The sequence below is a fragment of the Luteibacter sp. RCC_6_2 genome, assembly GCF_041360655.1.
Taxonomy (GTDB): Bacteria; Pseudomonadota; Gammaproteobacteria; order Xanthomonadales; family Rhodanobacteraceae; genus Luteibacter.
Map to the genome: position 1 here is coordinate 166,237 of NZ_JBFUPQ010000008.1, position 11,532 is coordinate 177,768.

Sequence of the window (11,532 nt, forward strand, 5' to 3'; positions counted from 1 at the left end):
GGGAGCCTCGCGTTGCTCAACAGTCTTGCAGCCGGTCGTCACCTCGCCATGCGCATCGTCATCGCGCAGCTGGTGGTGGCTGTCATAGCGGGACTCGCTTTTTCCCTGCAGGGTCGTCCAGCCGCGCTGGCCGCCTTCGGGGGTGCCCTGGTCGTCGCCATCGCTACCGCGCTGCTTGCCGCGCGAGCGTTCAGCGCGCTGGGTGGAGCGGGAGTGACGTTCATGAGGTTCCTCGTGGGAATGATCCTTCGCTGGATCGTCCTCATTGGTGGACTGGCGCTCATCCTGGTTCAGTGGAAGCTGCCACCCTTGCCCGCGTTGGTGGGACTGGTGGCCGGCTACGCGGTCAACGTATTTGCATTCAGATTCAAGGGTTGAGGCATGGCGAGCGAACCGCAAGGCGGTCTGACCGAATACATCCAGCACCACCTGAACCACATGACGGTGAATTTCAGCGCCGATCATTTCTGGTTCTGGAACCTCCGCGCGGACTCGATCATCATTTCGTTCGTCCTCGGCGCCGCGTTCTGCCTGTGGTTCTGGCTGTTCGCGCGCAAGGCCACGTCCGGCGTGCCGTCGAAGGGCCAGGCCCTGGTCGAGCTGGCGATCGAATTCGTCGATACACAGGTGAAAGACACCTTCCATGGCGATCGCCGCACGGTGACGCCGCTGGCGCTGTCGATCTTCATGTGGGTATTCCTCATGAACGCGATGGACCTGCTGCCGGTCGACCTTGCCGGCTGGCTGGTGCACACCTTCGCGGGTGACGAAGTCGCCCACCACACCTATTTCCGCATGGTGCCCACCGCGGACATCAACACCACCGTCGGCCTGTCGGTCGCCGTGCTGTTCATCGTCATCGGCCACGGCATCAAGGCCAAAGGTGGCTTCGGCTTCGGCAAGGAACTGCTCACGGCCCCGTTCCATGCGAACAACCCGATCGCCAAGCTCGTGCTGGTGATCCCGAACTTCCTTCTCAACGTCGTCGAAACCCTGTCCAAGCCGGTGTCGCTCGCGATGCGACTGTTCGGCAACATGTACGGCGGCGAATTGGTGTTCATGCTGATTGCCGGTCTGATGGTGAGCTGGATCAGCTTCGTGCCTGGCGTCGTGTTCAACACGGCGTGGGCGATCTTCCACATCCTGATCATCGCCCTCCAGGCGTTCATCTTCATGATGCTCACGATCGTCTACATCGCCACCGCGCGGGAACACCACTAACTCACCGCACCGACGTTAGAAATTCGATTCCACGCCCTTTCGTTTCCACCCTTTCGTTATTCGTATATCCCAGGAGAACACCATGGAACTCGCCTCGCTTCTCGCCCACGTCCAGGGCATGACCGCCATCGCCATCGGCGTGATCATCGGCCTCGGTGCGCTCGGCGCCTGCCTCGGTATCGCCATCATGGGCTCGAAGTTCCTCGAGTCGGCCGCTCGCCAGCCGGAACTGGTTCCGCTGCTCCAGGGTCGCATGTTCCTGCTCGCCGGCCTGATCGACGCGGCGTTCATCATCGGCCTGGCCGTTGCGCTGCTCTTCGCGTTCTCGAACCCGCTGGTCGGTGTCGTGCGCGCCGCGGTCGGCGGCTAAGCAGCCGTTCGTCTTGTCGCCGTGATCCCCTGGGGTCACGGCGATCGTCAGTACCCAAGCGTTCGGAGTCTTTGGAGAGATCATGGAAATCAACATGACCTTCCTGGGCCAGATGATCTCTTTTGCGATCCTGGTCTGGTTCACCACCAAGTTCATCTGGCCCCAGCTCAACGGTGCCATCGAAGAACGCCAGAAGAAGGTGGCCGAAGGGCTCGCCGCGGCCGAGCGTGCTCGTGCCGAGCTGAAGGATGCCGACGCCAAGGTCGCCGTCGAGATCAAGCAGGCCCGCCTGCAGGCCACCGAGATCATCGACAAGGCCCAGCAGCAGGGCAACCAGATCCTCGAAAAGGCCCGCGCCGAAGCCACCGACGAGATCAACCGTCTGAAGGCCCAGGCCCAGGACGAGATCGCATCGATGGCCCAGCGTGCGCGTGAGCAGCTGCGCGAGCAGGTTGGCGCGCTCGCCGTCCGTGGCGCCGAAAAGATCGTCCAGCGCGAGATCGATCCGGCGACCCACAAGGCCCTGCTCGACCAGCTTGCTGCCGAGATCTGATCATGGCCCAGGCGCTCACCCTCGCTCGTCCCTACGCACGCGCCGCTTTCGAAGTGGCGCATGCGTCGGGTTCGCTCGCCGAATGGCTGGCGGCGCTGAACTTCGCGGCCGCCGTCGCGGTGGATCCGCGTGTCGCCGGCCTCGGTAACGATCCGCGCGTGCTGCCGACCCAACTGGTCGCGCTGCACCTGCCCCCCGGCGTGGCGGCCGATGTGCCGTTCGGCCAGTTCCTCGCGGAGCTGGCGGAGAACGGCCGCATGGTGCTGTTGCCGGAAATCGCCGCGCTCTACGACGACTACAAGCGGGAGTCGGAGTCGACCCTGAAGGTCAAGGTCACGAGCGCACTGGATCTCGACACGGCGCAGGCCGAACAGCTGCGCGCCTCGCTGAAGCGCCGCTTCAAGCGCGAGATCGAACTGGATACGCACGTCGATCCGGCGTTGCTCGGCGGTGTCGTCATCGACACGGGCGAGCAGGTCATCGACGGTTCGGCGCGAGGCCGCCTGCAACGGCTGGCCAGCGCGCTGACGCACTGATACGAGCTTCTCATACCACCGGGTGCCGTGAGAGCGGCGCGACCCAAGGAACCGACCATGTCCAGCACCACTCTGAATCCGTCCGAGATCAGCGAGCTGATCAAGACCCGCATCGAGCAGTTCAAGCTCGGCGCCGAGGCACGCAACGAAGGCACGATCATCAGCGTGTCCGACGGCATCGTGCGTATCCACGGCCTGGCCGACGTGATGCAGGGCGAAATGATCGAACTGCCGAACGACACGTTCGCCCTAGCGCTGAACCTCGAGCGCGACTCGGTCGGCGCCGTGGTGCTCGGTGAATACCAGCACCTGCGCGAAGGCGACGCCGCCAAGACCACCGGCCGCATCCTCGAAGTGCCGGTCGGCCCGGGCCTGCTCGGCCGCGTCGTCGACGCGCTGGGCAACCCGATCGACGGCAAGGGTCCGATCGACGCCGTGGGCACCAGCCCCGTCGAGAAGGTCGCCCCGGGCGTCATCTGGCGCCAGTCGGTCGACCAGCCGATGCAGACCGGCTACAAGTCCATCGACTCGATGATCCCGATCGGCCGCGGCCAGCGCGAGCTGATCATCGGCGACCGCCAGACGGGCAAGACCGCCGTCGCGATCGACGCGATCATCAACCAGAAGAACTCCGGCATTAAGTGCATCTACGTCGCCATCGGCCAGAAGCGCAGCTCGATCGCCAACGTCGTGCGCAAGCTGGAAGAGAACGGCGCGCTGGCCAACACGATCGTCGTCGTCGCCTCGGCCTCCGAAGCGGCCGCCCTGCAGTACGTCGCACCGTATTCCGGTTGCGCCATGGGCGAGTACTTCCGCGACCGCGGCGAAGACGCGCTGATCGTGTACGACGACCTCTCCAAGCAGGCCGTGGCCTACCGCCAGATCTCGCTCCTGCTGAAGCGTCCGCCGGGCCGCGAAGCCTATCCGGGCGACGTCTTCTATCTTCACTCGCGCCTGCTCGAGCGCGCCTCGCGCGTCAGCGCCGAGTACGTCGAGAAGATGACCAACGGCGAAGTGAAGGGCAAGACCGGTTCGCTCACCGCGCTGCCGATCATCGAGACCCAGGCCGGCGACGTCTCCGCGTTCGTTCCGACCAACGTGATCTCGATCACCGACGGCCAGATCTTCCTCGAGACCGATCTGTTCAACGCCGGTATCCGTCCGCCCGTGAACGCCGGTATCTCGGTGTCCCGCGTCGGTGGTGCCGCCCAGACCAAGATCATCAAGAAGCTGTCCGGTGGCGTGAAGCTCGCCCTCGCGCAGTACCGCGAACTGGCCGCGTTCGCGCAGTTCGCCTCGGACCTGGATGCCGCCACGCGCGCGCAGCTCGACCGTGGCCAGCGCGTCACCGAACTGATGAAGCAGCCGCAGTACTCGCCGCTCTCGATCGCCGAACTCGGCGTGTCGGTCTACGCGGCCGAGAAGGGCTACCTCGACGACCTGCCGGTCAACAAGGTGCTGGCGTTCGAGAAGGGCCTGCACGCCTTCATGCGCCAGAACCACGGCGACCTGATGAAGAAGATCGACCAGACCGGTGACTGGGACAAGGACATCGAGGCGACCTTCAAGGCCGCCGCCGACGAGTTCAAGAAGACCGGTAGCTGGTAAGAGCGAAACGCGCGGGGCGCAGGCCGCAAGGCCGGCCCCGCGAGCTGGCGACACCTTTCAAAGACGAGTAAGCCATGGCTAGCGGCCGCGAAATCAAAACCAAGATCAAAAGCACGCAGAACATGCGCAAGGTGACCGGCGCGCTGCAGATGGTCTCGGCGTCGAAGATCCGCAAGGCGCAGGACCTGATGAAGGCCTCGCGCCCGTATGCGCGTCTGATGCGCAAGGTCATCGCGCACGTCGCGCAGGCCAGCACCGATTTCACCCATCCGTTCCTCACTGAACGCGAGAACGTCGCGCGCGTGGGCTTCATCGTGGTGTCGACGGATCGCGGCCTCGCCGGCGGCCTCAATTCCAACCTGTTCCGCCGCACGCTGGCCTCGATCCGCGAGTGGCAGGGCAAGGGTGCCGAGGTGGACGTCGTCGCCATCGGCCAGAAGGCCGTGCAGTTCTTCCGTCGCATCAAGGGCGTGAACCTGATCGGCTCGGCCACGCATCTTGGCGAGAAGCCCAAGCTCGAAGACCTGATCGGCGTGATCAAGGTGGTCCTCGATGCGTATTCCGACAACAAGCTCGACCGCGTTTTCCTGGTCTACAACGACTTCGTGAACACCATCGTGCAGAAGCCGAGCATCGACGCCCTGTTGCCGCTGTCGCTGGTGGCCACGGAGCTCGAGAACGCGGAAGGCAAGACGTCCGAGGGCGTGAAGGTCGAGCAGACGCACGACTGGGACTACATCTACGAACCGGACGCACGCACGGTGCTCGAGCACCTGATGACGCGCTACATCGAGTCGGTGGTGTACCAGGCGGCGCTGGAAAACCTCGCCAGCGAACACGCCGCGCGCATGGTCGCCATGAAGGCCGCGTCGGACAACGCCAGCAAGGTCATCGGCGAACTGACGCTCGTCTACAACAAGGCGCGCCAGGCGGCGATCACCCAGGAAATCTCGGAAATCGTCGGCGGCGCCGCCGCGGTCTGACCGAACACGTCATGGCGACGCGAAAGCGGCGCCGCTACAGAACCTAAAGAAGATTCATCCGGAGCATTCCATGAGCCAGGGTAAAGTTGTTCAGATCATCGGCGCGGTCGTCGACGTCGAATTCCCGCGCGACCAGGTACCGCAGGTCTACGACGCACTGAAGATCGACGGCACCGAGATCACCCTCGAAGTGCAGCAGCAGCTCGGTGACGGCATCGTGCGCACCATCGCGCTCGGTTCCACCGACGGCCTGCGCCGCAACCTCATCGCCCGTAACACCGGCGAAGGCATCAAGGTGCCGGTCGGCAAGGCCACGCTCGGCCGCATCATGGACGTGCTCGGCAATCCGATCGACGAAGCCGGTCCGATCGGCGAGCAGGAAAAGTGGGTCATCCACCGCGAAGCCCCGTCGTACGACGAGCAGGCCGCCGCCAGCGAACTGCTGGAAACCGGTATCAAGGTCATCGACCTGATGTGCCCGTTCGCCAAGGGTGGCAAGGTCGGCCTGTTCGGCGGCGCCGGCGTGGGCAAGACCGTCAACATGATGGAGCTCATCAACAACATCGCGAAGGCGCACTCGGGTCTGTCCGTGTTCGCCGGCGTGGGTGAGCGTACTCGTGAAGGTAACGACTTCTATCACGAGATGAAGGACTCCAACGTCCTCGACAAGGTCGCGATGGTGTACGGCCAGATGAACGAGCCGCCGGGCAACCGCCTGCGCGTCGCCCTGACCGGCCTGACCATGGCCGAGTTCTTCCGTGACGAGAAGGACGAGACCGGCAAGGGCAAGGACGTCCTGCTCTTCGTCGACAACATCTACCGTTACACGCTGGCCGGTACCGAAGTGTCCGCGCTGCTCGGCCGCATGCCGTCGGCCGTGGGTTACCAGCCGACGCTGGCCGAGGAAATGGGCGTCCTGCAGGAGCGCATCACCTCGACCAAGACCGGTTCGATCACCTCGATCCAGGCCGTCTACGTTCCCGCGGACGACCTGACCGATCCGTCGCCGGCGACCACCTTCGCGCATCTGGACGCGACCGTGACGCTGAGCCGTAACATCGCCTCGCTGGGTATCTACCCGGCGGTGGACCCGCTCGATTCCTCCAGCCGTCAGCTGGACCCGGCCGTCATCGGCCAGGAGCACTACGACACCGCGCGCCGCGTGCAGATGACGCTGCAGCGCTACAAGGAACTGAAGGACATCATCGCCATCCTCGGCATGGACGAGCTGTCGCAGGAAGACAAGGAAGCCGTGTCGCGCGCCCGCAAGATCGAGCGCTTCTTCTCGCAGCCGTTCCACGTGGCCGAAGTGTTCACCGGCTCGCCGGGCAAGTACGTGGCGCTGAAGGAAACCATCCGCGGCTTCAAGATGATCCTCGACGGCGAGTTGGACTACCTGCCGGAACAGGCCTTCTACATGGTCGGCGGCATCGACGAAGCCATCAAGAAGGGCGAGGAGATGGGTGCGAAGAAGGCTGCGTAAGCCCTCTTTCCCCATCCTCGACCAACGGAAGACCAGCCCATGACCCATACCATCCGCGTCGACATCGTCAGCGCCGAAGCCGAGATCTACTCCGGCGAAGCCACGCTCGTGGTCGCCACCGGTGAGCTTGGCGAGCTGGGCATCGCGCCGCGTCATGCCCCGCTGATCACTCGCCTGAAGCCCGGTCACGTGGACGTGGTGGCCGCCAACGGCGAGCGCCAGCAGTTCTACGTCTCCGGCGGCATCCTCGAGGTGCAGCCCCAGGTCGTGACCATCCTCGCCGACACGGCGGCCCGCGCCGCCGATCTCGACGAGGCGGCCGCCCTGAAGGCAAAGGAAGAGGCGGAGGCCGCACTGGCCAACCGCGGGCCGCAAATGGACGTCGCCGAAGCCCAGGCCAAGCTGGCGGAGGCACTGGCCCAGCTCCAGGCACTCGAACGCATGCGCAAGACGCTCAAGCACTGACCGGCGAACACCGATCAAGGAAGCCCCTCCCAGGAGGGGCTTTTTTGTTGTGGAAGCCGATCCGGTAGAAGCCGACTTTGGTGGGAGCCGACTTGTCGGCGATCCCGCGGCAGCGGGCCGGCTATCGCGAGCACCCATCGCCGCTGAAGCGGCTCCCACCAGAGACCGCAGGCTCCCATTGGAACCGGCGGTCTTCATCCGAAAATGACTAGAGCGGCGCAACACTCGATGACTACGTCACTTTAGCCGCATCATGCGTATCCACTACCGTCGCAGTCTCTGGATCATCGGTGTCGTCGCCGTCGTGCTCATCGCGGCGCGGCTCGCCCTGCCGTATGTGGTGCTCGACTATCTCAACGGCCGCCTTTCCCGCATGGGTGCTTACTCGGGGCATATCTCCGACATCGACATCCATCTCTGGCGTGGCGCCTACTCCATCGACCGGCTGACCGTCACCAAGGTGGACGGCAAGGTGCCGGTGCCGCTATTCGATACGGCACGTGCGGATATCTCGCTCAGTTGGCGGGCGATCGCGAAAGGTCACATTCGCGGAAAGATCGATTTCCACGAGCCCGTGGTGAACTTCGTCGACGGTCGTGGCGAGGGCGATACCCAGACGGGCAAGGGCGTGGACTGGCGGGCGCAGCTGCGCGCCCTGGTGCCGACGCAACTCGATGAGGTGAACGTGTTCAATGGCACGATCACCTTCCGCAACTTCGTCTCGAGTCCGAAAGTGGATCTGAAGATGACGGACGTCAACGGGACGGCGACGAACCTGACGAACGTGCAACGCGAAGGAGGGTCGCGCGTGGCGCACCTGCACGCCACGGCCAAGGTGCTCGGAGACGCCCCCCTGGAAACACGCGCGGAGTTCGACCCGCTGGAGCGCTTCGGTGATTTCCGCTACGAGTTGAGCGTCCGCGACATCAAGCTGGTGAAGGCCAACGACCTTGCCCGCGCGTATTCCGGACTCGATTTCGCGGGCGGTGAGGGTGATTTCTTCATGGAGTTGCAGGCCAGGGACCGCCGATTGAGCGGTTACGCCAAGCCCTTGTTTCACGGCCTGCAGATATTCAGCTGGAAGCAGGATGTCGAGCAGGACAAGAAGAACCCGCTCAAGCTTGCTTATGAAGCCGTGGCCGAAGGCGTCACCAAGATCTTCAAGAACCAGTCCAGGGACCAGTTCGCGACCCGTGTTCCCATCTCCGGAACCATCGACGACAAGAACGTTTCCGCCATGGAAGCGATCCTCGGCATCCTGCGGAATGCCTTCGTCGAGGCGTACAAGCCGAACCTCGAGCACCTGACCGAGCGGCCGAAAAACGACTAGCCGACTTGGCAGGGCGCCGTAAACGCGCGAAAGTGCGGCCCTCCCTTACCGGCAGGCAAGCGTGCCCATGACCGTCAAGCCACTCCATGTCCTGATCCTCGCCGCGGGCGAGGGCAAGCGGATGAAGTCCGCGACCGCCAAGGTGCTCATGCCGCTCGCTGGGCGGCCCCTGCTGGCCCACGTGATCGACGTCGCCAGGACCCTGAATCCCGCAGGCATGCACGTGGTGTACGGCCATCACGGGCAGCAGGTGCGCGATGCCTTCGCCAGCGATACGTCGCTGGCGTGGATCGAACAGCGCGAACGCCTGGGTACGGGCCACGCCGTGCGTACCGCGCTCGAGGCCATGCAGGCGGCAGGCAAGCCCGAGGGCCGCGTGCTCGTCCTGTATGGCGACGTGCCCCTCATTCGCGCCGAAACGCTGGCTGCGCTCGTGGCCGCCGATGACGGCCTGGCCATGCTGGCGACTCGTCTCACCGATCCGCGGGGCTATGGGCGCGTGGTGCTCGACGCCGCCGGCAAGGTCCGGCACATCGTCGAGGAAAAGGATGCGAGCGCGGCGCAGCGCGCCATCGACCTGGTGAATACGGGGATCGTCGCCGCCGATGCGGCGCGGCTGCTCGCGTGGACGCAGCGGCTCGGCAACGGCAATGCGCAAGGCGAGTACTACCTCACCGACATCTTCGAAATGGCTGCTGCCGAGAACACACCGGCGGCCTGCGTGGATTGCGACGCGGTCGAGGCTTCGGGTGCCAACGATCCCTGGCAGTTGTCCGGGCTGGAAGCCCTCCATCGCGAACGGAGCGCACGTGCGCTGGCCCTGGAGGGAGTGCGCTTCGCGGACCCCTCACGCCTGGACGTGCGCGGCAAGGTAAGCGTCGGCCGCGACGTCGAAGTGGACGTCGACGTCATCTTCGAGGGTGAGGTGGAACTGGGCGACGACGTGCGCATCGGTCCCTTCACCCGCGTGCGCAACGCGAAGCTCGCCGCAGGTACCGTCGTCCTCGCCCATTGCGACCTCGATGGCGTGGTGACGCACGGGCCGTGCACGATCGGCCCCTTCGCGCGCCTGCGCCCCGGGACGGATCTCGCCGCCGGAGTACACATCGGCAATTTCGTCGAGACGAAGAACGCGCGGATCGCCGAGGGCTCCAAGGCGAACCACCTGAGTTACCTCGGCGATACCGTCATAGGCAGCAAGGTGAACATCGGCGCCGGCACCATCACCTGCAACTACGATGGCGTGAACAAGAGCCGCACCACGATCGAGGACAACGTCTTCGTCGGCTCGAACAGCGCCCTGGTGGCGCCCGTGACGTTGCACGCGGGATCGACCATAGGCGCGGGGTCGGTCATCACCAAGGACACCCCGCCGGACGCGCTGACGCTGTCGCGTGCACGCCAGAGCACGATCGAGGGCTGGCACCGGCCGACGAAGAAGGGCTAGAGCGATATCAGGCGCGATAGCGCCAGCCGTCGATTTCCACCAGCAACTCCGCGCGGCAGACATCGCCATGCACGAGTAACAGCGGAGCGCCCGGCAGGTGTTTCGCCGCGAAGCCGCGCACGGTCTCCTCGTCCTCGGGGCGTCGCACATAGACCTTCAGCGGCGCCGACGGCCCGAATCCATGCGGCATGCCACTGGTGTCCAGCAGCGTCTCCAGGTTGCGCAGCGTCTCGGCCAGTTGCGCCTCGATGTCGCCGGCATGCGCCGAGGCATGGCCGACCACCGCCGCCGTACCCGAGATGGCGAGCACGTCGTTCGCCGGCAGTAGCGTGGCCCGCGCGAAGCTCGGCGGAGTACGGCCGTACTGGCGTGGGTAACGCCATGCGCTCACCTGGCGGGGATTTTCCACACGGGTGCCCGGGCGGTCCGTCGCGAGGAGATAGACCTGCAACAACGCCGTGTCGGCGTGGTGCCCGATCGCCGTGGCGGCAGGGTAGCCCTGGGCGAAGATCTCGCCCATGCCGCCGATCCTCCCGGTGCAAAAATGCTTGTAGCGTTCGTCGTCGCCGCTGCCCGCGTTGATCGCCCCGAGGTAATTCCATATCCGCTGGACATGCCGTTCCTCGGCCGTGGCCACGAAACGCGACAGCAAGCCATAGGCATACCGTGCCGCCCCTTCGGGACCGCCGTGCTCGTCCTCGTGGCACTCCACCGCGGCGAACAGCCAGCCACCTCCGCGCGACCAGCGCAGGTCGCCCTGGCGGCCGCGGTCCACGTCGCCGTCCACTTCCCAGACCTCGGCCGGCGCATCGCCCAGGGGCTCCAGTGCCACGCGCAGCCAGCGTGGGTCGTCGTGGACCGGGGCCGCGGCACCGAAGCCGAAGGCGGCCAACGTGGAGGGCGACAGGGCCGCCGCCGCGGGCCGGTAATCCACCCGTGGCGATGTAGGGGCCGAGAGCGGATTCCGCTCTCGCATTTCACTTCCTGGGAGCATCGGGTCTTCCATCCTGCGCGTTCGGAGCATGATATCGCCCCAGCGTCGGCGGGGAACGTGAACGCGGGTTGGATTCATCAGCCTGAACACCGTCCTAAGCGGCCCCAAAGACCCCTGTGTTAAACTTCGCGGTCGCTGCCATCCGGGGGGAGGCAGGAACATCCAGGACCTGGAAACACCAATGGCAACGCAGACCGCAGCACAGCACGAACTCGCCGAACTCATCGTCACAAGTCTCAATCTCGAATCGGTGCAGCCCGCCGACATCGATCCCGAGGCGCCCTTGTTCGGCGGCGAGCTGGGCCTGGACTCCATCGATGCGCTGGAAATCGCCCTGGCCGTTTCCAAACGCTACGGCTTCCAGCTGAAATCCGACAATCCGGATAACCGGACGATCTTCACGAGCCTGCGCACGCTGTCCGAGCATATCGAGCAGCACCGCGCCGCGGCCTGACCGCCGTTCAGGTCGCACTTGCCCGGGGCGTGCTTTGCTTCGCCCTGGACGGCCGGGCGAGAACCGCTATCGCCGGTGTGGCCCCGAT

At 65.1% G+C, this 11,532-nt stretch carries 13 protein-coding genes; 12 read left to right on the top strand and 1 reads right to left on the bottom strand.

Annotated features, from left to right (window positions below; translation table 11 throughout):
• Window positions 1-48: 48 nt before the first annotated feature.
• The 11 genes from AB6730_RS10975 (at window position 49) to glmU (ending at window position 9,996) form a co-directional block, all read left to right on the top strand.
• Window positions 49-378 carry an ATP synthase subunit I gene (locus tag AB6730_RS10975; protein WP_371023641.1) on the top strand — a complete coding sequence of 110 codons (330 nt, stop codon included), beginning with the start codon at window positions 49-51 and terminating at the stop codon, window positions 376-378.
• A gap of 3 nt (window positions 379-381) precedes the next feature.
• Window positions 382-1,221 (top strand): F0F1 ATP synthase subunit A, encoded by an 840-nt coding sequence (atpB, locus tag AB6730_RS10980; protein ID WP_306848230.1) that lies wholly within the window; start codon window positions 382-384, stop codon window positions 1,219-1,221.
• Window positions 1,222-1,303: 82 nt separating this feature from the next.
• Entirely contained in the window at window positions 1,304-1,591 is a 288-nt protein-coding gene (gene atpE / locus AB6730_RS10985; protein ID WP_139978979.1) for a F0F1 ATP synthase subunit C, read from the top strand.
• Between the two features lie 82 nt (window positions 1,592-1,673).
• Complete coding sequence (locus AB6730_RS10990) at window positions 1,674-2,144, top strand: F0F1 ATP synthase subunit B (RefSeq protein ID WP_371023642.1); 471 nt, start codon at window positions 1,674-1,676, stop codon at window positions 2,142-2,144.
• Window positions 2,145-2,146: 2 nt separating this feature from the next.
• Window positions 2,147-2,680: a F0F1 ATP synthase subunit delta gene (locus AB6730_RS10995; RefSeq protein ID WP_371023643.1), complete on the top strand. Its 534-nt coding sequence runs from the start codon at window positions 2,147-2,149 to the stop codon at window positions 2,678-2,680.
• A gap of 57 nt (window positions 2,681-2,737) precedes the next feature.
• Window positions 2,738-4,288, top strand: a complete 1,551-nt coding sequence (gene atpA, locus AB6730_RS11000) for a F0F1 ATP synthase subunit alpha (protein ID WP_371023644.1) — start codon at window positions 2,738-2,740, stop codon at window positions 4,286-4,288.
• Window positions 4,289-4,362: 74 nt separating this feature from the next.
• On the top strand, window positions 4,363-5,271 hold the full coding sequence (atpG, locus tag AB6730_RS11005; protein WP_371023645.1) for a F0F1 ATP synthase subunit gamma: 909 nt from the start codon (window positions 4,363-4,365) through the stop codon (window positions 5,269-5,271).
• Between the two features lie 70 nt (window positions 5,272-5,341).
• Complete coding sequence (atpD, locus tag AB6730_RS11010) at window positions 5,342-6,754, top strand: F0F1 ATP synthase subunit beta (protein WP_371023646.1); 1,413 nt, start codon at window positions 5,342-5,344, stop codon at window positions 6,752-6,754.
• Between the two features lie 39 nt (window positions 6,755-6,793).
• Complete coding sequence (locus tag AB6730_RS11015) at window positions 6,794-7,219, top strand: F0F1 ATP synthase subunit epsilon (protein WP_306848216.1); 426 nt, start codon at window positions 6,794-6,796, stop codon at window positions 7,217-7,219.
• 253 nt (window positions 7,220-7,472) lie between these two features.
• Window positions 7,473-8,549 (top strand): DUF748 domain-containing protein, encoded by a 1,077-nt coding sequence (locus tag AB6730_RS11020; RefSeq protein ID WP_371023647.1) that lies wholly within the window; start codon window positions 7,473-7,475, stop codon window positions 8,547-8,549.
• 67 nt (window positions 8,550-8,616) lie between these two features.
• Window positions 8,617-9,996, top strand: a complete 1,380-nt coding sequence (glmU, locus tag AB6730_RS11025; RefSeq protein ID WP_371023648.1) for a bifunctional UDP-N-acetylglucosamine diphosphorylase/glucosamine-1-phosphate N-acetyltransferase GlmU — start codon at window positions 8,617-8,619, stop codon at window positions 9,994-9,996.
• A gap of 7 nt (window positions 9,997-10,003) precedes the next feature.
• Here the strand turns inward: glmU and AB6730_RS11030 are convergent, their stop codons facing one another.
• Complete coding sequence (locus AB6730_RS11030) at window positions 10,004-10,972, bottom strand: pteridine-dependent deoxygenase (RefSeq protein ID WP_371023649.1); 969 nt, start codon at window positions 10,970-10,972, stop codon at window positions 10,004-10,006.
• Between the two features lie 199 nt (window positions 10,973-11,171).
• Between AB6730_RS11030 and AB6730_RS11035 the strand changes: the two genes are divergently transcribed.
• A complete protein-coding gene (locus AB6730_RS11035) occupies window positions 11,172-11,444 on the top strand; it encodes a phosphopantetheine-binding protein (RefSeq protein ID WP_371023650.1) in 273 nt (90 codons plus the stop codon).
• The last annotated feature ends 88 nt before the right edge of the window (window positions 11,445-11,532 follow it).

Bases quoted from the DNA above. Each gene is read 5' to 3' on its own strand.
- AB6730_RS11020 (WP_371023647.1), top strand. From the start codon at position 7,473: ATGCGTATCCACTACCGTCGCAGTCTCTGGATCATCGGTGTCGTCGCC.
- atpE (WP_139978979.1), top strand. From the start codon at position 1,304: ATGGAACTCGCCTCGCTTCTCGCCCACGTCCAGGGCATGACCGCCATC.
- atpD (WP_371023646.1), top strand. From the start codon at position 5,342: ATGAGCCAGGGTAAAGTTGTTCAGATCATCGGCGCGGTCGTCGACGTC.
- AB6730_RS11030 (WP_371023649.1), bottom strand. From the start codon at position 10,972: ATGCGAGAGCGGAATCCGCTCTCGGCCCCTACATCGCCACGGGTGGAT.
- AB6730_RS10990 (WP_371023642.1), top strand. From the start codon at position 1,674: ATGGAAATCAACATGACCTTCCTGGGCCAGATGATCTCTTTTGCGATC.
- AB6730_RS10995 (WP_371023643.1), top strand. From the start codon at position 2,147: ATGGCCCAGGCGCTCACCCTCGCTCGTCCCTACGCACGCGCCGCTTTC.
- AB6730_RS11015 (WP_306848216.1), top strand. From the start codon at position 6,794: ATGACCCATACCATCCGCGTCGACATCGTCAGCGCCGAAGCCGAGATC.
- glmU (WP_371023648.1), top strand. From the start codon at position 8,617: ATGACCGTCAAGCCACTCCATGTCCTGATCCTCGCCGCGGGCGAGGGC.
- AB6730_RS10975 (WP_371023641.1), top strand. From the start codon at position 49: ATGCGCATCGTCATCGCGCAGCTGGTGGTGGCTGTCATAGCGGGACTC.
- atpG (WP_371023645.1), top strand. From the start codon at position 4,363: ATGGCTAGCGGCCGCGAAATCAAAACCAAGATCAAAAGCACGCAGAAC.
- atpA (WP_371023644.1), top strand. From the start codon at position 2,738: ATGTCCAGCACCACTCTGAATCCGTCCGAGATCAGCGAGCTGATCAAG.
- AB6730_RS11035 (WP_371023650.1), top strand. From the start codon at position 11,172: ATGGCAACGCAGACCGCAGCACAGCACGAACTCGCCGAACTCATCGTC.
- atpB (WP_306848230.1), top strand. From the start codon at position 382: ATGGCGAGCGAACCGCAAGGCGGTCTGACCGAATACATCCAGCACCAC.